This is a genomic window from Pseudomonas guariconensis, assembly GCF_040822035.1.
Classification (GTDB): Bacteria; Pseudomonadota; Gammaproteobacteria; order Pseudomonadales; family Pseudomonadaceae; genus Aquipseudomonas; species Aquipseudomonas guariconensis.
In genome coordinates this window covers 1,471,752-1,492,169 of sequence record NZ_CP162012.1, presented here as the reverse complement: position 1 = coordinate 1,492,169, position 20,418 = coordinate 1,471,752, and the positions used below count along the sequence as shown (strand labels likewise).

Here is a 20,418-nt window from a genome sequence, read left to right as displayed (position 1 = left end):
GCCCACTACCTTGCGCAGACTGGCTCCCAATGTCCCTGCCCGCCGGCGTCTCCTTGCCTGCCTGGCACGCTGCGGCACAGGTTCGAACAAACAAAACAATCGACCGACTGATGAGGCCCACCGTGGAAAAGATTCTCCACCAACCACTGGGCGGCAACGAAATGCCGCGTTTCGGCGGCATCGCCACCATGCTCCGTCTCCCCCACCTGCAAAGCGCCGAAGGCCTGGACGCCGCGTTCATTGGCGTACCGCTGGACATCGGCACTTCGCTGCGCTCGGGCACTCGTTTCGGTCCGCGTCAGATCCGCGCCGAGTCGGTGATGATCCGTCCGTACAACATGGCGACCGGAGCCGCTCCGTTCGATTCGCTGTCGGTCGCCGACATCGGTGACGTGGCGATCAACACCTTCAACCTGCTCGACGCCGTGCGCATCATCGAAGAGGCCTACGACGAGATCCTCGAGCACAACATCATCCCCCTGACCCTCGGTGGCGACCACACCATCACGCTGCCGATCCTGCGTGCGCTGCACAAAAAGCACGGCAAGATCGGCCTGGTGCATATCGACGCCCACGCCGACGTCAACGATCATATGTTCGGTGAGAAGATCGCCCACGGCACCACCTTCCGCCGCGCCGTGGAAGAAGGCCTGCTCGACTGCGACCGCGTAGTGCAGATCGGCCTGCGCGCCCAGGGCTATACCGCCGATGACTTCAACTGGAGCCGTCGCCAAGGTTTCCGCGTCGTGCAGGCCGAAGAGTGCTGGCACAAGTCGCTGGAGCCGCTGATGGCCGAAGTACGTGAAAAGGTCGGTGGCGGTCCGGTGTACCTGTCGTTCGACATCGACGGCATCGACCCAGCCTGGGCGCCTGGCACCGGCACCCCGGAAATCGGTGGCCTGACCACCATCCAGGCGATGGAGATCATCCGTGGCTGCCACGGCCTGGACCTGATCGGCTGCGACCTGGTCGAAGTCTCGCCGCCCTACGACACCACCGGTAACACCTCACTGCTCGGCGCGAACCTGCTGTTCGAGATGCTCTGCGTTCTGCCGGGCGTGGTACGCCGCTGAGCGAGTAGTCACACACCTTTGTAGGCGCAGGCTGCCTTGCGATGACGATGGCATGACCGGCCATGCAGTCCTCGCGACCGTGATCGCCGGGCCAGCCCGCACCGACGAAGGACGTGAACGCAATACCTGCGGCAGGAGCCATTAGGAAGGGCCATAGAGGCCCGTCAACACAAGACAAGACCGCTGGGCGCCATGAACCGCCCGGACGGTCGATCTCGCCATAATAAAGATAATCGGGAGACCCCCAATGGCCTTGGACATCTTCGTTGTACTGATCTATGCCGCAGGCATGCTCGGCCTCGGCTGGTATGGCATGCGACGCGCGAAAACCCATGAAGACTACCTGGTGGCAGGGCGCAACCTCGGCCCTACCTTGTACATGGGCACCATGGCCACCACCGTGCTGGGCGGCGCTTCCACTGTCGGCACCGTTCGCCTGGGCTACGTCCACGGCATTTCCGGCTTCTGGCTGTGTGCGGCCCTGGGTCTGGGGATCATCGCCCTGAACCTGTTCCTCGCCAAACCCCTGCTGCGCCTGAAGATCTTCACCGTCACCCAGGTTCTGGAGCGCCGCTACAATCCGATGGCCCGTCAGGCCAGCGCAGCGATCATGCTCGCCTATGCCTTGATGATCGCGGTCACTTCGACCCTAGCCATGGGCACCGTGCTGCAAGTGCTGCTGGATGTACCGTTCTGGATGGCCCTGCTGTTCGGCGGTGGCGTAGTGGTGGTGTACTCGACCATCGGCGGCATGTGGTCGCTGACGTTGACCGACATCGTCCAGTTCATCATCAAGACCGTGGGCCTGATGTTCATTCTGCTGCCGATCTGCCTGTACAAGGCCGGTGGCTGGGACACCCTGGTAGCCAAGCTGCCGGCGGCCAGCTTCAGCTGGACCACCATCGGCTGGGACACCATCATCACTTACTTCCTGATCTACTTCTTCGGCATCCTGATCGGCCAGGACATCTGGCAACGTGTGTTCACCGCCCGTGACGAAAAGGTCTGCCAGCGCGCCGGTACTGTCGCCGGTATCTACTGCGTCCTGTACGGCCTGGCCTGCGCCCTGATCGGCATGGCTGCCCACGTGTTGCTGCCTGACCTGGCCAACCCGAACAATGCCTTCGCCGAAATGATCAAGGGCCAACTGCCAGAAGGCGTCCGTGGCCTGCTGATGGCTGCTGCCCTCGCAGCGATGATGTCCACCGCCAGCGCAGGCCTGTTGGCGGCCTCGACCACCCTGACCGAAGACCTGCTGCCTAAACTGCGTGGCGGCAAGCAATCGAGCCTGGGCGTCAACCGCCTGTTCACCCTCCTCACCGGTCTGGTGGTACTGGGCATCGCCCTGGCGGTGAACGATGTGATCAGCGCCTTGACCCTGGCCTACAACCTGCTGGTCGGCGGCATGTTGATTCCGCTGATCGGGGCGATCTTCTGGAAGCGCGCCACCACCGCAGGCGCCATCACCAGCATGGCGCTGGGCTTCGCCACCGCACTGTTCTTCATGTTCAAGGACGGTCTGGATGCCAACTCGCCGATCTACTACAGCCTGGCGATCGGCCTGGTGAGCTTCGTGGTGGTCAGCCTGCTGTCGCGCCGCCCGGTGGCAACCGTCAACCTGGCGTGATGTAAAGCGAACGCTTGGCGCCCCGACGGGCGCCAGGCAAGAAAAAGCAAAGGCCGCGGCATCGTCAGATGCGGCGGCCTTTTCGTTTCAGCGGCGACGCGGTTGGCGCTTGCGCTGCTCTTCGTCGGTAGGAATCGGCACCGGTTGCAGCGGAGGTGGGAGCAAGCCCAGGGCGACGGCAAGGTCATGGAGCCAGTTGTACATTCGATTGTTCATAAATGCCCCCTTAACGGGTCAACCTCACGGCGATTCAGTCCTTCGATGCTTCATACAGATCATAGCCCGATGTCCTACATCGCGCATGCCTCTGATCCTACAGATAGGGGCGAGTTTGACGCGGATCAAGCGGAAATGGCACGTGCCGACCGTCGGTCAATTGTTTCCCGTTGTTGCACATCGATCCACGCCTGCAGATTGGCCCCCAGCATGCCCTGGCGCCACATCAGCCAGGTGACTGCATGATCGAACGGCGCCTGCAAACGGTGCGCCTGCACCTGGTCGCGACCAGGTAGGGTGTCGAGCATGGACTGGGCCATCAATGCCACCCCTGCCCCGGCAATTACGCACGCCAGCATGCTCTGGTATGACTCGATCTCCATCACCCGCCCCATGGGGGTGTGGTCATGGGCGTACCAGGCTTCCAGGCGCATGCGGTAGGAACAGCCCTGCCGGAACGCGAACACTGCACGCCCCGCGACGTCCCGCGCGCTGTGAACCGGCGGATGTTCCGGGCGGGTGATCAGCACCAGCACCTCCTCGCACAACGGCACGCCATCGAGCCCGGCCAGGCTCAGCGGGCCGTCCACCAGCGCTGCGTCCAACCGGTGGGCCAGCAACCCCTCCAACAATTCACCACTGGGCGCGGCTTGCACCTGCAGGTTCACCGCCGGGTAGGTTTGGTGATAACGCGCCAGCAACGGCGGCAAATGCGTCGCCGCGGTGCTGTACATGGTACCGAGGACGAAGTCGCCTGCCGGTTGACCGCCCTGCACCGCAGCGACCGCCTCATCGCGCAGGGTCGACAGACGATTGGCGTAGTCCAGCAGGACCTTGCCTGCCGGAGACAACTGCAAACGCTGGCGCTCGCGCACGAACAGTTCCACCCCCAGTTGCTCTTCCAACTGACGCAGGCGCGTCGACAGGTTCGAAGGCACCCGATGCAAGCGCTCGGCAGCACGCGTGACCGACCCCTCCTCGGCCACGGCCTGGAAGATGCGCAGTTGGCTGAACTCCATGGCATTCTCCAAAACAGAATAACTTGATCATCATTATTCAATTTTATTGAAAGTCAATCCCCTCTAACCTGCCCTCATCATTTTCGTCTGGCAGGAGACGCCGCCATGTCACCCTTCGTGCAACTGCTGGCCAGCGCCATGGCCTTGATGATGGCCATGGGCATCGGCCGCTTCGCCCTCACCCCGCAACTGCCACGCCTGATCACCGAAGGTCAGCTCGACCTGACCGCAGGCGGCCTGGTCGCAGCGGCCAACTACCTGGGCTATTTTCTCGGCGCGGTCGACAGCATGTTCGCCCATCAGCCGGGCCAAGTGCGCCTGCGTCTGCATGCCGGCCTCTGGCTATGCGTGTTGCTGACCCTCGCCTCCTGGGCTGCCGATGGCTTCTGGGGTCATATGCTCCTGCGCTTCGGCACAGGGGTGGCCAGCGCCTGGGTGTTGGTGATGATCACCAGTCTCAGTCAGCAAGTGGCCACCGCATACGGCCGTCCTCGCCTCGGCGCCCTGGTATTCGCCGGGCCAGGCGTGGGTATCGCCTTGACCGGCCTGCTGGCCCTGGGCGCACACTTGCTGGGGCTGGGGTCGGCCGCCCTTTGGCTGATCTATGCGGTGGCGGCGCTGGTCGTGCTGTTGGCCGTATTGCCCTGGCTGCCGCAGCCGCAGGCCACGAAGGTGCCCTCGGACATGACCGACAGCGCAGCTGTACCCACCACCGGGATCGGACGGCTGGGCGTGATCTACGCCCTGTATGGCATCGGCTACATCCTGCCGGCGACTTTTCTGTCACAAATGGCCAGCCATCAGTTTCAGGGACATTGGGCGGCCGATCTGTTCTGGCCGGCGTTCGGCCTGGCGGCAGCATTGGGCGTGGTGCTGGTGAATCTGCGGCGCCCCACCCGGACATCCACCTGGCTGAGCGCGACTTTGTGGTTGCAGGGCCTGGGTGTGCTGGCGTGCTTGCTGGGCGACGGTCTTGGCCTGGCCTTGGGCGTGCTGCTGTGTGGCGCCCCCTTCCTGGCATGCATGCAGCTGGTAATGCAGCGCTCGCGGGAGTTGGCGCCCTATGCGACCCAACGGAATGCCGGCCTGTTGACCGCCTGTTTCGCGTTGGGGCAGCTCAGCGGCCCCTTGCTGGCAGCAGCGAGCACTCACTATTGGGGCGGGCTGCAGCCTGCCTTGATGCTCGCCGCAGGCGGGCTGGGGTTGGCCGGTGTATTGGCGCTGACCGGCCTCAGCGCCGCGCAGGTCAGCACGCCAAGGGCCTGCACCAGTTCCTGAAGTCCGATCGTGTTCGTTCCATCAGCCCACGAATCTGCGTAACTGCTGACGCACCCAGGGTTCGGCGCTGACCAGGATGACCCCGCCCAGGACCATCAATGCGCCCAACACGAAGTTCAGGCTCAAGGGCTCGCCCAGCAACAGCACGCCGAAGGTCACGCCGAACAACGGCGTGATGAAGGAAAACACCGCCAGGTTGGAGGCCAGGTACTTGCGCAGCAACCAGAACCAGGTCAGGTAACTGATGAAGGACACCACCACCGCTTGGAACAACACGCTGCCAACGGCTACCGGTGTGAACGCAACCCTGCCGATCTGGCCGCTGACCAGCGCAATCAGCAGCAACCCGACAAAGCCCACCAGCAACTGATAGAACAGGGTCAGATCGGCCGGGGCTTCCGACAGTCGCGACCCACGCACCACCACAGTGGTCGCGCCCCAGGCCAGGCCCGCCAGCACGCCCAACGCGTCACCGAGCAACATTCGCCCATCCAGTTGGCTCAGCGACATTCCGCCGGCGAACGCCGTGGCGATCCCGGCGAAAGCCAACAGGATGCCCAGCCACTGCAGCAGCCGCAGGCGCTCGCTTGGCAGCGTGAAATGCAACCCCAGGGCTGTGAACACCGGGGCAGTGTAGAGAAACACCGACATGTGCGCCGCCGATGTCAGCTTCAGCCCCTCGGCGATGAACAAGAACTCCAGGCCAAACAAGGCGCCGGCCAACATGCCCGCCCGCCAGGTGCTGCCCACCATGGACCAGCCGCCGCGCCAGCAGACCAGCAGCCCCACCAGCACCGCGGCGATCCCGGAACGCAACGCCGCCTGCATCACGGGCGCAATGTCGCTGGCGGCCCATTTGATCATCACCTGCTGGCTGCCCCAGATCAGGCACAGGCCCAGCATGACCTGCAACGCAAAAGCATCGGGGTTCTTGCGGGCCGCGCTCATGGGCGACCCCCGTGGTCTAACGATGGCATGGGCGAGGTCCTGTCTCTGGCAACTGAGTGCCGATTATCGGGTTTGCCAGGGTGCCCATGCCAGTCTCAAAACGACCTCAAGCGATTTGCGCCTTGGTGGCCACCTGTTCGAAAGTCGCCTCATCGAGGGCGTCGTCCTGTTCGTCCAGCACCTGACGCGGATGCTCGAACCCAGGGATGCTGCTATCGATCAGGCTGAGCAGGCGCGAGCCACGCTCGGTGAGAACGAAATTCTCGCCATTACCGCCGTCCTCCTCCGGACGGCTTTCGATGTAACCGCGCTCGAAGAGGATCTTCTCGTACTCGCAGGCCCGCGTCTTGAGATGATCCAGATCGCCCACCGGCTGACCGGCGGCGGCCAGGGCAGCCGCATGCTGCTCGGCATAGGGACGTGGCGTGAAGCTGTGGCCTGCGCTGTTCTGCACTTCATGCAACAAGCGTTCGATCAGGTCCCAGTCATAGGTGCTCATGTGGTGGCCTCCTGCTGTGAACGTGTGGGGTACACAGCATGGGACCGGTGAGTGGTGATGGGTGTTCCGGCGAAATCGGATGGCTAAAAAGCCGCTGGGACATACAGCGCTCTGTCAGGGTCAATGCCACCCATGCCATCTCGTTGAACTTCCAGAGTTCCCGTCTTTCAACCGCGTACACCCCACTCGGGAGGAAAATGGATGAAACGCTTACTGCCCTTCATGTGCGCGAGTGCATTGCTCTACGCCTTGCCCGGCTGGGCCTGCACACCGGAAGAAGCGACTCAGAAACGCGAGGAGCTGGCCGGGCTGGTGACCCAGTTGACGGAGCAGAATCCGCAGAAGGCCAAGGAAATCAACGAGGAGTTGCAGGGGATGGATCTGGGCACGGCCAGCAAGGACCTGCCGGACAAGTGCCAGCTGATCGACAAGCGAATCCAGGAACTCAAAGCAGCGGAGAAAAAGGCAGACTAACCCGCTGAAGGCCCTTTCACGGCAAACCCGCTTCCACAAGGATGACGCCCCTCCAGGTGGTGGGAGCGGGTTGATCCGCAAAGGGCCGCGCAGCGGCCCTGATGAGCTTACTCCGCCTTGGGCGCGCGTTTCTTCAGCGGGGCCATGCCATCGGCACTGGCCAAAGGCGCCTTGGACTTGGGCTTGGCGGCCGGCTTGCGCTTGGCGGTGGCGCCTTTCTTCTCGCCTGCCTTCTTCTCGATCTTTTTCTTCTTGGTACCGGCGGCCTTGCCCGAGGCCTTGACCTTCTTCGGCCCGCTGTAGGTGCCTTTTACCTCTTTGATGACCCGGCGCTCGAACTGCTGCTTGAGGTAGCGCTCGATGCTCGACATCAGGTTCCAGTCGTTGTGGCAGATCAGCGAGATCGCCAAGCCCTCGGCACCTGCGCGCCCAGTACGACCGATGCGGTGTACATACTCGTCGCCACTGCGCGGCATGTCGAAGTTGATCACCAGGTCCAGACCATCGATGTCCAGGCCACGCGCGGCCACGTCAGTCGCCACCAGGACCTTGGAACCGCCTTGTTTGAAACGGTCGATCGCCAGCTTGCGGTCCTTCTGGTCCTTCTCGCCGTGCAACACGAAGGCCTTCACATCCTTGGCCACCAGGTGACCGTAGATCCGGTCGGCCAGGGCACGGGTGTTGGTGAAGATGATCGCCTTCTGGTAGGTCTCGTTGGCCAGCAGCCACTGGACGATCTGCTCTTTGTGCTGGTCGTGGTCGGCGGTGATGATCTGCTGACGGGTGCCCTCGGAGAGCTGCGACACGCTGTTGAGCATCAGGTGCTCAGGATCCTTCAACACCTTGCCGATGATGTCGCGCAGGGCTGCACCACCGGTTGTGGCAGAGAACAGCAGGGTCTGCTCACGGTTTTCGCATTCTTTGCACAGGCGCTCCATGTCCTCGGCAAAGCCCATGTCCAGCATGCGGTCGGCCTCGTCCAGTACCAGCACCTGGACATGGGACAGGTCCAGGTTGCCGGCATTGAGATGTTCCAGTAGACGACCCGGGGTACCGATCAGCACGTCCGGGACCTTGCGCAACAGTGCGGCCTGCTCCTTGAAGTCCTCGCCACCGGTGACCAGGCCCGACTTGACGTAGGTGAACTGGGAGAAGCGCTGCACCTCTTTGAGGGTCTGCTGGGCCAGCTCACGGGTCGGCAGCAGGATCAGCGCGCGGATCTCGACGCGGCGCTCGCGCAGATCGACCAAGCGATTGAGCAATGGCAGCACGAAGGCGGCGGTCTTGCCGCTGCCGGTCTGCGCGGTCACCCGCAGGTCACGCCCTTGCAGGGCCAGGGGAATGGCCGCTGCCTGCACCGGAGTCGGCTCGACAAAGTTCAGCTCGGCCACAGCTTTGAGCAGGCGTTCGTGCAGGGCGAATTGGGAAAACACGGATGTACCTCGGGCAGTCGCTGGAAATTCAGTTGCATAGGGTAACGTTTTCCATCGCTGGCGCCGAATTTCTTTTGGCAACTTGTTGCCGATCCGCGCTCTAATGGGCCTCGTTTTCGCAACACAGACCCTGCTATTACCCTCATGGATATACAACGACTCTGGAACGACGCCCTGGACCTCTGGGGCACCCTCGATCAACACCCCATGCTGCATGCGGCGCTAGGCCTGACGGTGCTGCTGTTGATTTCCCTGATCATCGGCCGCCTCGCGCGCTTTCTGATGCTGCACGCCAGCCGGTTGCTCGCTCGGCAGCAACCGCTCAAGTGGCTCGATGACCTGCGTCACAACAAGGTCTTCCACCGCCTGGCCCAAACCACCCCCTCGCTGGTGATCCAGTTCGGCCTCAAGCTGGTGCCGGAGCTGGGCGACACCGCCCAGCATTTCCTCGGCAACGTCGCCCTGGCCTTCACCCTGCTGTTCATGACCATGGCCGTCTCCTGCCTGCTCGATGCCCTGCTGGACATCTACGCCCGAACCGAGCACGCCCGCACCCGCTCCATCAAAGGTTACGTGCAACTGGCCAAGATGATGCTGTGGATCTTCGCCTCCATCGTCATCGTCGCCACGCTCATCGACCGCTCGCCGCTGTTGCTGCTGTCCGGTCTGGGTGCCATGTCGGCGGTGCTGCTATTGGTGTACAAGGACACGCTGCTGTCGTTCGTCGCCAGCGTGCAGCTGACGAGCAACGACATGCTCCACGTCGGAGACTGGATCGAGATGCCTCAGGTGGGCGCCGATGGTGACGTGGTGGACATCACCCTGCACACGGTCAAGGTGCAGAACTTCGACAAGACCATCGTCTCCATCCCCACCTGGCGCCTGATGAGCGAGTCCTTCCGCAACTGGCGCGGCATGCAGCAATCAGGTGGGCGCCGCATCAAGCGCAGCCTGTTCATCGACGCTGTTGGCGTACGCTTCCTTACCCCGGAAGAGGAGCAGCGCCTGGGCCAGGTCCGCCTGCTGGGTGATTACCTGGCGCAAAAGCGCAAAGAGTTGAGCACCTGGAACGAGTCGCTGGGCCCGGTGGCCGCTCTGTCGGCCAACCGTCGCCAATTGACCAATATCGGTACCTTCCGCGCCTTCGCCCTGGCCTATCTGCAGAACCACCCCGACGTGCAGCAAGGCATGACCTGCATGGTCCGCCAGATGCAGGCCACCGCCGAGGGCGTGCCGCTGGAGATCTACTGCTTTACGCGCACCACTGCCTGGGGCGAGTACGAGCGGATCCAGGGCGATATCTTCGACTATTTGCTGGCCGTGTTGCCGGAGTTCGGCCTGAGCCTGTATCAGCAGCCAAGCGGCAACGACATGCGAGTGGGTCTTGCTGGCAGGCCTCATTCCGCACAACGGCTGAGTGAACTCACCGAGGCTTGAAGCCGGCAGAACGGGGCCGCGCTGCGGCCCCAACGAGCCCTGACACTGTCAGCCAGATGCTGTTGCCGGGCGCTGCTGGCCCAGCCGGCTCATCCAGACCGACCCCAGAATCACCGCCCCGCCTATGAACAGCCGCCCCAGCGGCTCGTCCTGATTCCAGATCAGCAAGTTGAGCAACAAGCCCACGGGCACATGCAGGTTGTTCATTACCGCCAGTGTGCCACCACTGACCAGGCACGCCCCCTTGTTCCACCAGTACAGTCCAAGGGCGGTCGGGAACAAACCGAGGAACAACAACACCAGCCATTGCACGTCGGTGCTTGGCAGGTGCTGGGCGTTGCCGAACAACGCAAAGGCCGGCAGCACGACGATCAACGCCCCGAGGTAGAAGTAGCCAAAGCGCCGGTAGTGCGGCAGATCACTGGGATGCCGGGCGACCAGATGACGGTAGAGCACCTGGCCGGCGGCATAAGTGAAGTTGGCCAACTGCAGCAACAAAAAGCCCATGAAGAACTCACCACTGATGCTGTCGAAGCGGATCACCGCGGCACCGGCCACCGCCACCAGCGCAGCCAGCAAGGCCCAAGCGTTGAAGCGGCGGTTGAGCGCATCTTCGATCAAGGTCACATGCAGCGGTGTGAGGATGGTGAACAGCAGCACTTCCGGCACCGTCAGCACGCGGAAGCTCAGGTACAGGCAGACATAGGTGATGCCGTACTGCAGCGCCCCGATCAACAGCATCGCACGCATGAAGCGCGGCTCTACCTGGCGCCAGCGGGTCAGTGGCAGGAACACCAGCAGCGCCAGCACCACCCGTGCCAGCACCGCGAAGTAGCTGTCCACGTTGCCGGCCAGGTAGACCCCGATCAGGTTGAAGGAGAACGCCTGGATCAGCGCGACGATTATCAGATAGCCCATGATTGCCTCTCGTGAATCAAGGCGGCGACCTTAGCCGGTTGGCCTGCCGTCGTTCAACTATCAAGGCTTCGGCTAGCGCCGGGAACACAAGGCAGTGGCCTCGGCTGACGCGGCAAAAAAAAAGCCCGGCCATCATATGGCCGGGCGGATACACCCAAAGGAGCGACAGGTGTCAGGGGTTGGGAATGCGTTGCGTGTCAGGCCACTGCCGCCAGCTTGGCCTTGGCCTGATTCAGACCCTTCTCGTGGAAATCGCTGCTCATGTTCAAACCTTCAGCGTGAATGAACTCAACGTCGTGGATGCCGATGAAGGCCATGACCTGGCGCAGGTAGGGTTCCTGGTGGTCGGTGCTGGCACCGGCATGAATGCCGCCACGGGCAGTGAGCACAATGGCGCGCTTGCCAGTCAGCAGGCCCTGCGGGCCGGTCGGGGTGTACTTGAAGGTGATGCCGGCACGCAGTACATGGTCCAGCCAAGCCTTAAGCGTGCTGGGGATGGTGAAGTTGTACATGGGCGCAGCCATCACCAGCACGTCAGCGGCCAGCAGTTCATCGGTCAATCCATTGGAGCGAGCCAGAGCCTGAAGCTCGGTCGGCGAGCGCTGCTCCTGTGGCTTCATCCAACCACCGAGCAGGTCCGCGTCCAGGTGCGGTACAGGGGTAACCGCCAAGTCGCGCACACTGATTTCATCGCTCGGATGAGCGGCCTGCCATTGCTGGATGAAGTCACGGGTCAATTGACGAGAAACGGAATCCTGCTGGCGGGCGCTGCTTTCAATGATCAGTACGCGGGACATGGGAGCCTCCATCGGCAAACAAGGGGATGCGAGATGGAGGTGAGATTAAGACTTGACCTATCGATAAAAAAGCGTAAAAAGTGGGTGCAATCTATCGATTAATCAGTTCCTTCGGCTTTGCAGCTCAATGCGATGCGCAGCTTGATGATCTCCCGGTTGAAGGTGGCCGTGACATCGCGGCTCTTGCCCGCCGGCACGTTCACCCGTCGCACCCGCGGCGCTTCAGGCCCATTGCGAAAGGTCACCTTGCACGCCGCCGGGACCTGCCCATAGTTGTTCAGGGTGATCGAGCCGATACTGCGCGCGGTGTCGTAGGTGGTGTAGTCGAGCTTGACCCCTTCCAAGTCCTTCTCGACATCGATGGGGTAATAGGCCATCGCCCCGAGGGGCAGGCACATCAGCAATGCCGCACAACATTTCTTCATAGGGCGCTCTCCTTGACAGAGCGCAGCTTAGGACAACAGGAGCCGAAGATGAAAGCGCCACGCGTAACCCTGGATCAGTGGCGAACTCTCCAGGCAGTGGTCGATCATGGCGGATTCGCCCAGGCCGCCGAGGCCCTGCACCGCTCGCAATCGTCGGTGAGCTACACGGTCGCACGGATGCAGGAGCAACTGGGCGTACCACTGCTGCGCATCGATGGTCGCAAGGCGGTACTGACCGAAGCCGGCAACGTGCTGCTGCGCCGCTCACGCCATCTGGTCAAGCAGGCCAGCCAGCTCGAGGACCTCGCCCACCACATGGAGCAAGGCTGGGAGGCCGAGGTGCGCGTAGTGGTCGACGCCGCCTACCCCAGCGCCCGGCTGGTCCGCGCCCTGAGTGCCTTCATGCCGCAGAGCCGCGGTTGCCGCGTACGCCTGCGCGAGGAGGTGCTGTCGGGCGTCGAGGAAGTCCTGCACGAGGGAATCGCGGACCTGGCCATCAGCAGCTATAGCATTGGCGGCTATCTGGGCGCCGAGCTCAGTTCGGTGGAATTCATCGCCGTTGCCCACCCCGATCACAGCCTGCATCGCCTGGGACGGGAAATCACCTTCCAGGATCTGGAAAGCCAACTGCAAGTGGTTATCCGCGACTCCGGTCGCGCCCAGCCCCGCGATGTCGGCTGGCTCGGCGCCGAGCAACGCTGGACCGTCGGCAGCCTGGGCACCGCCGCCACCTTCGTCAGCAGCGGGCTGGGCTTTGCCTGGCTGCCACGGCACATGATCGAGCGCGAGCTGCAAGAGGGCGTGCTCAAGCCTTTGCCGCTGGATCAGGGTGGCAGCCGCCATCCGCTGTTCTACCTTTATTCGAACAAGGACAAGACCTTGGGTCCGGCCACGCAGATCCTCATCGAGCTGCTGCGCAACTTCGACACCGCGCCACTGGACGTGCCCTTCGCAGCCCCCCCGCAAGCCTGAGAGGACCGCGCCCATGGCCTATTTCGAACACGAAGGATGCACGCTGCATTACGAGGAATACGGCCAGGGCGAACCCCTGGTGCTGTTACACGGACTGGGCTCAAGCTGCCAGGATTGGGAGCTGCAGGTCCCGACGCTGAGCCGAAACTACCGGGTGATCCTCATGGACATCCGCGGCCATGGGCGCTCCGACAAACCCCGTGACGGCTACCAGATCGCGACCTTCAGCGCTGACCTGCTGGCGCTGCTGGAGCACCTGCACACCGGCCCCGTGCACTTCGTCGGCCTGTCGATGGGGGGCATGGTGGGTTTCCAGTTCGCCGTCGACCACCCCGCCTGGCTGCGCAGTCTGTGCATCGTGAACAGCGCACCTGAGGTCAGGCGCAACTCCGTCGCCCACTGGATCTGGTGGATCAAGCGCTGGAGCCTGGCCCGCATCCTGAGCGTCGAGACCATCGGCAAGGGCCTGGCCGAACGCCTGTTTCCCAAGCCCGAACAAACCGAGCTGCGTCACAAGATGGCCCAACGCTGGGCACGCAACGACAAGCGCGCCTACCTCAAGAGCTTCGATGCCATTGTCGACTGGGGGGTGCAGGAACGCATCGGGCAGATCCACTGTCCCACCCTGGTGATCGCCGCCGACCATGATTACACCCCGATACAACTGAAGGAGCGCTATGTCGCCCTGATGCCCCAGGCAACACTGGCGGTCATCGAGGATTCGCGGCACGCTACGCCCCTGGACCAACCCGAGGTCTTCAACCAGACCCTGCTGTGTTTTCTCGCAGCCGCCTCCACTCCTCAAGGATCTTTGAGCCCATGCTGAAAAAACTTCTGCTCACCGCCTGTTCGGTCGCCTTCGCCACCAGCGTCATGGCCTCCGACAAGACCCCTCACGTCCTGCTCGACACCAGCTTCGGCCCGGTCGAAATCGAGCTCAATGCCGAGAAGGCGCCGATCAGCACGAAGAACTTCCTCGAGTACGTCGACAGCGGCTTCTACAACAACACCATCTTCCACCGCGTGATCCCGGGCTTCATGGCCCAGGGCGGCGGTTTCACCGACCGGATGGTGCAAAAGCCGACCCGCGACCCGATCCGCAACGAAGCCAGCAATGGCCTGGCCAACACCCGCGGTACCCTCGCCATGGCACGCACCTCGGACCCGAACTCGGCCACCAGCCAGTTCTTCATCAACGTGGCCGACAACGACTTCCTCAACCCAGGCCGCGACCGTGGCTATGCCGTGTTCGGCAAGGTGACCAAAGGCATGGAAGTGGTCGACCAGATCGTCAACTCACCCACCACCATCAAGCAAGGCATGCGTGACGTGCCGGCGGACCCTGTGTACATCAAGTCCGCCAAACGCATCGACTGACCGAAGGTCTCACAAGGACGTGAAACCGCCTCAGGGTCGGATGGAACAGGAGTGTGCCCATCATGCTGTACCGTCGTTTCGAACAATTGATCGACATCTTTCGCGAGGCACCGAGCGAAGCACCGCCTAGCCAGGTATGGCCGTTCTACCTCTATTACCTGCGCCAGGTCTGGCCCAGCTTCCTTGCACTGCTGGTCGTCGGGCTGGTGGCGGCCCTGATCGAAGTGGCCATGTTCAGTTACCTGAGCCGCATCATCGACCTGGCCCAGGCCACCCCAGGCAGCGAGTTCTTCAGCCTGCACAGCGGCGAGCTGATCTGGATGCTGGTGGTGGTCCTGGTGCTGCGCCCCGTGTTCTTCGGCCTGCACGACCTGCTGGTGCATCAGACCATCAGCCCCGGCATGACCAGCTTGATCCGCTGGCAGAACCACACCTATGTGCTCAAGCAGAGCCTGAATTTCTTCCAGAGCGACTTCGCCGGGCGTATCGCCCAGCGCATCATGCAGACCGGCAACTCCCTGCGCGACTCTGCCGTCCAGGCTGTCGATGCCCTGTGGCACGTGCTGATCTATGCAATCAGCTCGCTGGTGCTGTTTGCCGAGGCCGATTGGCGCCTGATGCTGCCGCTGCTGACCTGGATCGTCTGCTACATCGGCGCGCTCTATTACTTCGTTCCGCGGGTCAAGGAGCGCTCGGTGATTTCCTCCGATGCCCGCTCCAAGCTGATGGGGCGGATCGTCGACGGCTACACCAACATCGCCACGCTCAAACTGTTCGCCCATACCGACTACGAGCAACAGTATGCCCGCGAGGCGATCAGCGAACAGACCGAGAAAACCCAGCTGGCCGCACGGGTCGTCACCAGCATGGACGTCGTCATCACCGGCCTGAACGGGCTTCTGGTGGTGGGGACCACAGGCCTTGCCCTGTGGTTGTGGAGCCAGTCGTTGATCACCGTCGGTGCCATTGCCCTGGCCACAGGCCTGGTGATCCGCATCATCAACATGTCCGGCTGGATCATGTGGGTGGTCAACGGCATCTTCGAGAACATCGGCATGGTCCAGGACGGCCTGCAGACCATCGCCCAACCGGTCAGCGTCACCGACAAGCCCAATGCCCCTGCGCTGAAGGTCAGCCGTAGGGCCGTGCATTTCGATGACGTGAGCTTTCACTATGGCAAGGGCAGCAAAGTTATCGACGGGCTGAGCCTGGATATTCGTCCCGGCGAGAAGATCGGCCTGATCGGCCCGTCCGGAGCCGGCAAGTCGACCCTGGTCAACCTGCTGCTGCGCCTGTACGACGTACAGGGCGGGCGGATCACCATCGATGGCCAGGACATCGCCGAGGTCAACCAGGCCAGCCTGCGCGCGCAGATCGGCATGATCACCCAGGACACCTCTCTGCTGCACCGCTCGATCCGCGACAACCTGCTGTATGGCCGTCCGGATGCCAGCGAAGCGCAAGTCTGGGAAGCCGTGCGCCGGGCCCGGGCCGATGAGTTCATCCCACAACTCTCAGATGCCCAGGGGCGCACCGGCTTCGATGCCCATGTCGGCGAGCGTGGGGTCAAGCTTTCAGGCGGGCAGCGGCAACGGATCGCCATTGCCCGGGTACTGCTCAAGAACGCGCCCATTCTGATCATGGACGAAGCCACCTCGGCGCTGGATTCGGAGGTCGAGGCGGCGATCCAGGAAAGCCTGGAAACCCTGATGCAGGGCAAGACGGTGATCGCCATCGCCCACCGCCTGTCCACCATCGCCCGCATGGATCGGTTGGTGGTGCTGGACAAAGGGCACATCGTCGAGAGCGGCACCCATGCCGAGCTGCTGGCCCAGCATGGGCTTTATGCCCGGCTCTGGCATCACCAGACCGGAGGGTTCGTCGGGGTGGATTGATCGCCGCAACTGCGCCCGTTCGCGGGCTTACCCGCGAACAAAGGGCCAGGCGGCGGCTTTCAATCCTTGCGGTAAGGCAACATCCCCAGCGCCTCTTCGGCATAGGCCTTGACCCCTGCCCGCTCCTGCTCGAGAAAATCCTCGACCGCCCGACGCAACCCCGGATGCAACAGGTAATGCCAGGAGCGCGTCAGCACCGGCTCGAATCCGCGTATCAGCTTGTGCTCCCCTTGGGCCCCAGCATCGAACCGCTGTATCCCTTGGCTGATGGCAAAGTCCATACCCTGGTAAAAACAGGTCTCGAAATGCAGGCGGTCGAACTCGGCCAGGCAGCCCCAATACCGGCCGAAGAGGCTGTCGCCACCGACCAGGCTCAAGGCCATGGCCACATCCCGCCCTTGCTGGCGCGCGATGACCACGCGCACTGCCTCGGGCATGCGCTCTGCCAGCAGGCTGAAGAAGTGGCGGGTCAGATAGGGCGTGCGGCGGCGCACCGCGTAGGTGTTGGCATAGCACAGGTAGACGAAGTCCCATTGCACCTGGCTCAACTCATCGCCACGGTACCAGTGGAAGTCGATCCCCTGCCCCGCCACTTGTTCACGCTCCTTGCGCATCTGCTTGCGCTTGCGTGAGCTGAGGGTGTCGAGGAAATCCTGGAAGTCCCGATAGCCACTATTGTGCCAATGAAACTGGCAGCCCAGGCGCTCCATCCAGCCCGGCACATCGGCGATCTGCTCATCCAGGGCATGGTCGGTGAAGTTGATGTGAGCGCCTGAGAGCCCTCCCTTGACCAGGTACTCAGGGATGGCCTGGAGCAACAGCAGGCCATCGGCGCAGTCTGCCGCCAGCAGGCGGGGGCCACTCACAGGGCTGAAGGGCACCGCGCCAAGCAGCTTGGGGTAGTAGGGAATGCGGGCTCGCTCGCAGGCATCGGCCCACCTCTGGTCGAACACGTATTCGCCGAACGAATGCCATTTGCGATACGCCGGCAGCACCGCGCGCACCTTTTCATCACGCTCCAGCACCAGGTGCTCGGTGGCCCAGCCTGTGGCAGGCGCGACGCTGCCGCTGTCTTCCAGAGCGCTTAGAAACGCATGGCGCAAGAACGGCTGGCCCTCGGGGACCAAGGCGTCCCAGGTCGCCGCCGGCAGATCGTGCAAATGAGCAAGGCTGTACAGGCTGGTCACGATTTCGACTCGCTGCAAAGAGATGGCCAGTATCCCGGATATGGGGCCCCGCACTCAAATGAAGGGGCGCTTGGATCCCACGCACTTAACCGCAGTGCCACCAAATAGACATCATTCTGTCATTCCCCCTCGCAATACTTGCGCCTGTTTTTCGGAACCCCAGCAACCTGTCTATTCAGGCCCTTTCCGAAGACATGCCAACTTGGGGGTGGGCGCCAAAGCCTCCCCACTTTTTTCCAACAGGGAGAACCTTATGCGTCTTGTTTCTACACTTACCGGAGTCAGCCTCACCGGCATGATGCTGGCACTGAGTGCTCCGGCCAGTGCTGCAGTCGACGCCAAGCTGCTCGAAATGCTCCGCGCCAACGGCTCGATCAACCAGGCGCAGTACAACGAACTGCAGGCCGATCTGGCCAAGGAAACCAAGGAAAAGGCAGAGCAGAAAGCCCAGTCCGAGCGCCTGAGCTCCTTCGAACAGAAAGTGGCCTGGGCCGCCAAGACCCAGATCAAAGGCGACGTGCGCCTGCGCTACGAAGACGTCAACGTCGACGACCCCAACCGCAAGAGCCCCAACCAGGACCGCGAGCGCGTCCGTGCCCGTGTCGGCTTCTACAGCGAGATCAACCCGCAGGTCGATGCCGGCGTGCGCGTGGCCACCGGCAGCAGCGCCGATGCCCGCTCCACCAACCAGAGCCTGGACAATTACTTCGAGAAGAAATCGTTGTGGGTCGACCTGGCCTACCTCGACTGGCACCCCACTGCCGTGCCGAACCTGCACTTGATCGGCGGTAAGATGATGCAGCCCTGGGTGAGCATGGGCGACATCATCTGGGACAGCGACATCAACCCAGAAGGCGTGGCCGTCACCTACAAGACCGACCTGGGCGCGGCCGAGCTGTTCGGCAGCGCCGGTCACTACAACCTCAAGGACAACGTCGACGGCGAAGGCGTACAGTTCAAGCACGACGCGCAGCTCTATCACGGCCAGTTGGGCGCCCGCTTCAATGCCGCCGACACCGTCAAGGTCACCGTGGGCACCAGCATCTACGGCTATGACAATGACAAGGACGCAGCCCCACTGCAGGCCTTTGGCAACACCACCAACGAGTTCAACCTGGTGGAAGGCTTCGGCCAGGTCGACTTCACCGGTTTCGCCATCCCGCTGTCCGCCTATGGCCAGTACGTGAAGAACACCGAAAGCACCGACGGCGAAGACAAGGCCTGGCTGGCCGGTCTGAAGACCAAGCTTGGCGCCTGGAGCCTGGATTACAACTACCGCGACGTGCAGCGTAACGCGGTGGTCAGTGCCTTCACCGACTCCGACTTCGGTGCCGGCTACACCGGTTCCCGTGGTCACAAGTTCAAGGTCGGTTACGAAATCGACAAGAACTTCTCGCTGGGCGCGGCCTACCTGATGGCCAAGACCGACCTGTCGCAACTGCCGAACAGCGATGCCGATGTCGACACCCTGCAGGTCGACCTGGAAGCCAAGTTCTAAGCGCGAGCTCCCCTGCGTTGCTCAGGCGGGAAGTGCCGACCCCATCCGGCGCTTCCCGCCTTTTTTATAGGCCATTGGCAGATAAACCCGCCCTCACCAATTGGGCGCTGCCCGTCGAGGGCGCCACTCTACCTGTGGAAGCGGGTTTACTCGCGAAAAGACCAGGGCAGGAATCAGCGCTTGCGCAAGATCACACTACCGATCGAATAGCCTGCGCCAAACGAACTCAGCACACCCAGCGCACCTTTGGGCAGATCATCCTGATACAGGTGGAAGGCAATCACCGAACCTGCCGAGCTGGTATTGGCATAGCGATCCAGAATCACCGGCGCGTCTTCCTCGGCCACATCACGGCCGACCAGCTTCTTGACGATCAGGTGGTTCATGCTCAGGTTCGCCTGGTGCAGCCAGAAGCGCTTGACGTCGGTGGGCTGCAACCCGTTCTCGCCCAGGTGCTGGCCGATCAGTTCGGCGACCATCGGGCACACTTCGCGGAACACCTTGCGGCCTTCCTGGACGAACAGTTTGTCCGGCGCCCCGATGCCCTCCTCCGCCGCGCGGTTGAGGAAGCCGAAGTTGTTGCGGATGTTGTTGGAGAACTGGGTCAGCAGCTTGGTGCTGACAATGTCGAACTGATGCTTGGAGGTGGCTTGGTCGGCACGTTCGATCAGCACTGCAGTCGCTGCGTCACCGAAGATGAAGTGGCTGTCGCGGTCGCGGAAATTAAGGTGGCCGGTGCAGATCTCAGGGTTGACCATCAGCACCGCACGCGCCTGGCCCAGTTGCACGCTGTTGGCGGCGGTCTGGATGCCGAAGGTGGCCGAAGAGCAAGCCACGTTCATGTCGAAGGCAAAACCCTGGATGCCCAGTGCCTGCTGCACCTCGATGGAAATGGCCGGGTACGGGCGCTGCAGGTTGGAGCAGGCGACGATCACACCGTCGACATCGGCCGCTGTGCGTCCCGCGCGCTCCAGGGCCTGGCGAGCAGCGGCCACGGCCATCTCGCAGAGGATCGACGGTTCGTCGTTGGAGCGCTCCGGCAGGCGCGGCTTCATGCGCTGGGGATCGAGGATGCCCGCCTTGTCCATGACGAAGCGGCTCTTGATACCGGAAGCCTTCTCGATGAAGGCCGCATCGGACAGCGGCGCAGCTTCGATCTCGCCACGCTCGATGGCGGCCGCGTTGTCTTGATTGAACTGCTGGGCCCACGTGTTGAAGGATGCCACCAGTTCTTCGTTGGAAATGCTCTGGGCCGGGGTGTACAGGCCGGTGCCGCTGATCACGACGTTATGCACGGTCGTTCCTCTGGTCAAAGGCCACCACCACACGGCGCTGGCCGGAAAAG

General features: G+C 62.7%; 20 protein-coding genes. 10 read left to right on the top strand and 10 right to left on the bottom strand.

Annotation, left to right across the window (positions count from 1 at the left end):
- Positions 1-122: 122 nt before the first annotated feature.
- On the top strand, positions 123-1,073 hold the full coding sequence (gene speB / locus AB1N67_RS06770) for an agmatinase (RefSeq protein ID WP_043209365.1): 951 nt from the start codon (positions 123-125) through the stop codon (positions 1,071-1,073).
- A gap of 247 nt (positions 1,074-1,320) precedes the next feature.
- Positions 1,321-2,700, top strand: coding sequence for a sodium:solute symporter (locus tag AB1N67_RS06765; protein ID WP_043209362.1), 1,380 nt, complete (start codon positions 1,321-1,323; stop codon positions 2,698-2,700).
- A gap of 87 nt (positions 2,701-2,787) precedes the next feature.
- On the opposite strand, the gene AB1N67_RS06760 is transcribed toward AB1N67_RS06765, so the two are convergent.
- Both AB1N67_RS06760 and AB1N67_RS06755 read right to left on the bottom strand, forming a co-directional pair.
- Entirely contained in the window at positions 2,788-2,916 is a 129-nt protein-coding gene (locus tag AB1N67_RS06760) for a PA1414 family protein (protein ID WP_256543834.1), read from the bottom strand.
- Positions 2,917-3,041: 125 nt separating this feature from the next.
- Positions 3,042-3,935: a LysR family transcriptional regulator gene (locus AB1N67_RS06755; RefSeq protein WP_250034585.1), complete on the bottom strand. Its 894-nt coding sequence runs from the start codon at positions 3,933-3,935 to the stop codon at positions 3,042-3,044.
- A 105-nt stretch (positions 3,936-4,040) separates the two neighbouring features.
- Here AB1N67_RS06755 and AB1N67_RS06750 point away from each other — a divergent pair, with 105 nt between their 5' ends.
- On the top strand, positions 4,041-5,213 hold the full coding sequence (locus AB1N67_RS06750; protein ID WP_317847081.1) for a YbfB/YjiJ family MFS transporter: 1,173 nt from the start codon (positions 4,041-4,043) through the stop codon (positions 5,211-5,213).
- 21 nt (positions 5,214-5,234) lie between these two features.
- Here the strand turns inward: AB1N67_RS06750 and AB1N67_RS06745 are convergent, their stop codons facing one another.
- Both AB1N67_RS06745 and AB1N67_RS06740 read right to left on the bottom strand, forming a co-directional pair.
- Positions 5,235-6,161, bottom strand: coding sequence for a DMT family transporter (locus tag AB1N67_RS06745; RefSeq protein WP_043209356.1), 927 nt, complete (start codon positions 6,159-6,161; stop codon positions 5,235-5,237).
- 106 nt (positions 6,162-6,267) lie between these two features.
- Positions 6,268-6,660 carry a transcriptional regulator gene (locus tag AB1N67_RS06740; protein WP_043209353.1) on the bottom strand — a complete coding sequence of 131 codons (393 nt, stop codon included), beginning with the start codon at positions 6,658-6,660 and terminating at the stop codon, positions 6,268-6,270.
- 201 nt (positions 6,661-6,861) lie between these two features.
- On the opposite strand from AB1N67_RS06740, the gene AB1N67_RS06735 reads away from it, so the two are divergent.
- The gene (locus AB1N67_RS06735; RefSeq protein WP_043209351.1) at positions 6,862-7,134 is read left to right on the top strand and encodes a hypothetical protein; all 273 of its coding nucleotides are present in this window, start codon (positions 6,862-6,864) and stop codon (positions 7,132-7,134) included.
- A 107-nt stretch (positions 7,135-7,241) separates the two neighbouring features.
- On the opposite strand, the gene AB1N67_RS06730 is transcribed toward AB1N67_RS06735, so the two are convergent.
- Complete coding sequence (locus AB1N67_RS06730) at positions 7,242-8,567, bottom strand: DEAD/DEAH box helicase (RefSeq protein ID WP_043209349.1); 1,326 nt, start codon at positions 8,565-8,567, stop codon at positions 7,242-7,244.
- A 144-nt stretch (positions 8,568-8,711) separates the two neighbouring features.
- On the opposite strand from AB1N67_RS06730, the gene AB1N67_RS06725 reads away from it, so the two are divergent.
- Complete coding sequence (locus AB1N67_RS06725; RefSeq protein ID WP_090345382.1) at positions 8,712-10,004, top strand: mechanosensitive ion channel family protein; 1,293 nt, start codon at positions 8,712-8,714, stop codon at positions 10,002-10,004.
- Positions 10,005-10,052: 48 nt separating this feature from the next.
- Here AB1N67_RS06725 and AB1N67_RS06720 read toward each other — a convergent pair whose 3' ends face one another.
- The 3 genes from AB1N67_RS06720 to AB1N67_RS06710 all read right to left on the bottom strand — a co-directional run bounded on the left by AB1N67_RS06720 (position 10,053) and on the right by AB1N67_RS06710 (position 12,144).
- Positions 10,053-10,922 (bottom strand): carboxylate/amino acid/amine transporter, encoded by an 870-nt coding sequence (locus AB1N67_RS06720; protein WP_317847079.1) that lies wholly within the window; start codon positions 10,920-10,922, stop codon positions 10,053-10,055.
- Positions 10,923-11,119: 197 nt separating this feature from the next.
- Positions 11,120-11,719 (bottom strand): FMN-dependent NADH-azoreductase, encoded by a 600-nt coding sequence (locus AB1N67_RS06715; RefSeq protein WP_367863619.1) that lies wholly within the window; start codon positions 11,717-11,719, stop codon positions 11,120-11,122.
- A gap of 98 nt (positions 11,720-11,817) precedes the next feature.
- The gene (locus AB1N67_RS06710) at positions 11,818-12,144 is read right to left on the bottom strand and encodes a 3-phosphoglycerate kinase (RefSeq protein ID WP_367863618.1); all 327 of its coding nucleotides are present in this window, start codon (positions 12,142-12,144) and stop codon (positions 11,818-11,820) included.
- 48 nt (positions 12,145-12,192) lie between these two features.
- On the opposite strand from AB1N67_RS06710, the gene AB1N67_RS06705 reads away from it, so the two are divergent.
- The 4 genes from AB1N67_RS06705 (at position 12,193) to AB1N67_RS06690 (ending at position 16,388) form a co-directional block, all read left to right on the top strand.
- On the top strand, positions 12,193-13,116 hold the full coding sequence (locus tag AB1N67_RS06705; protein WP_043209339.1) for a LysR family transcriptional regulator: 924 nt from the start codon (positions 12,193-12,195) through the stop codon (positions 13,114-13,116).
- 13 nt (positions 13,117-13,129) lie between these two features.
- The gene (locus AB1N67_RS06700; protein WP_182818026.1) at positions 13,130-13,942 is read left to right on the top strand and encodes an alpha/beta fold hydrolase; all 813 of its coding nucleotides are present in this window, start codon (positions 13,130-13,132) and stop codon (positions 13,940-13,942) included.
- Entirely contained in the window at positions 13,936-14,493 is a 558-nt protein-coding gene (locus AB1N67_RS06695; RefSeq protein ID WP_070571455.1) for a peptidylprolyl isomerase, read from the top strand. The genes AB1N67_RS06700 and AB1N67_RS06695 overlap by 7 nt, the downstream gene beginning before the upstream one ends.
- 62 nt (positions 14,494-14,555) lie before the next feature.
- Complete coding sequence (locus AB1N67_RS06690) at positions 14,556-16,388, top strand: ABC transporter ATP-binding protein (RefSeq protein WP_367863617.1); 1,833 nt, start codon at positions 14,556-14,558, stop codon at positions 16,386-16,388.
- 59 nt (positions 16,389-16,447) lie between these two features.
- Here AB1N67_RS06690 and AB1N67_RS06685 read toward each other — a convergent pair whose 3' ends face one another.
- A complete protein-coding gene (locus AB1N67_RS06685; RefSeq protein WP_367863616.1) occupies positions 16,448-17,575 on the bottom strand; it encodes a GNAT family N-acetyltransferase in 1,128 nt (375 codons plus the stop codon).
- Positions 17,576-17,828: 253 nt separating this feature from the next.
- Between AB1N67_RS06685 and AB1N67_RS06680 the strand changes: the two genes are divergently transcribed.
- The gene (locus AB1N67_RS06680; RefSeq protein ID WP_043209330.1) at positions 17,829-19,073 is read left to right on the top strand and encodes a putative porin; all 1,245 of its coding nucleotides are present in this window, start codon (positions 17,829-17,831) and stop codon (positions 19,071-19,073) included.
- Between the two features lie 173 nt (positions 19,074-19,246).
- Here AB1N67_RS06680 and AB1N67_RS06675 read toward each other — a convergent pair whose 3' ends face one another.
- Complete coding sequence (locus AB1N67_RS06675; protein ID WP_043209328.1) at positions 19,247-20,368, bottom strand: beta-ketoacyl-ACP synthase III; 1,122 nt, start codon at positions 20,366-20,368, stop codon at positions 19,247-19,249.
- Positions 20,369-20,418: the final 50 nt, after the last annotated feature.

Bases quoted from the DNA above. Each gene is read 5' to 3' on its own strand.
- AB1N67_RS06765 (WP_043209362.1), top strand. From the start codon at position 1,321: ATGGCCTTGGACATCTTCGTTGTACTGATCTATGCCGCAGGCATGCTC.
- AB1N67_RS06760 (WP_256543834.1), bottom strand. From the start codon at position 2,916: ATGAACAATCGAATGTACAACTGGCTCCATGACCTTGCCGTCGCCCTG.
- AB1N67_RS06755 (WP_250034585.1), bottom strand. From the start codon at position 3,935: ATGGAGTTCAGCCAACTGCGCATCTTCCAGGCCGTGGCCGAGGAGGGG.
- AB1N67_RS06750 (WP_317847081.1), top strand. From the start codon at position 4,041: ATGTCACCCTTCGTGCAACTGCTGGCCAGCGCCATGGCCTTGATGATG.
- AB1N67_RS06745 (WP_043209356.1), bottom strand. From the start codon at position 6,161: ATGAGCGCGGCCCGCAAGAACCCCGATGCTTTTGCGTTGCAGGTCATG.
- AB1N67_RS06740 (WP_043209353.1), bottom strand. From the start codon at position 6,660: ATGAGCACCTATGACTGGGACCTGATCGAACGCTTGTTGCATGAAGTG.
- AB1N67_RS06735 (WP_043209351.1), top strand. From the start codon at position 6,862: ATGAAACGCTTACTGCCCTTCATGTGCGCGAGTGCATTGCTCTACGCC.
- AB1N67_RS06725 (WP_090345382.1), top strand. From the start codon at position 8,712: ATGGATATACAACGACTCTGGAACGACGCCCTGGACCTCTGGGGCACC.
- AB1N67_RS06720 (WP_317847079.1), bottom strand. From the start codon at position 10,922: ATGGGCTATCTGATAATCGTCGCGCTGATCCAGGCGTTCTCCTTCAAC.
- AB1N67_RS06715 (WP_367863619.1), bottom strand. From the start codon at position 11,719: ATGTCCCGCGTACTGATCATTGAAAGCAGCGCCCGCCAGCAGGATTCC.
- AB1N67_RS06710 (WP_367863618.1), bottom strand. From the start codon at position 12,144: ATGAAGAAATGTTGTGCGGCATTGCTGATGTGCCTGCCCCTCGGGGCG.
- AB1N67_RS06705 (WP_043209339.1), top strand. From the start codon at position 12,193: ATGAAAGCGCCACGCGTAACCCTGGATCAGTGGCGAACTCTCCAGGCA.
- AB1N67_RS06700 (WP_182818026.1), top strand. From the start codon at position 13,130: ATGGCCTATTTCGAACACGAAGGATGCACGCTGCATTACGAGGAATAC.
- AB1N67_RS06695 (WP_070571455.1), top strand. From the start codon at position 13,936: ATGCTGAAAAAACTTCTGCTCACCGCCTGTTCGGTCGCCTTCGCCACC.
- AB1N67_RS06690 (WP_367863617.1), top strand. From the start codon at position 14,556: ATGCTGTACCGTCGTTTCGAACAATTGATCGACATCTTTCGCGAGGCA.
- AB1N67_RS06680 (WP_043209330.1), top strand. From the start codon at position 17,829: ATGCGTCTTGTTTCTACACTTACCGGAGTCAGCCTCACCGGCATGATG.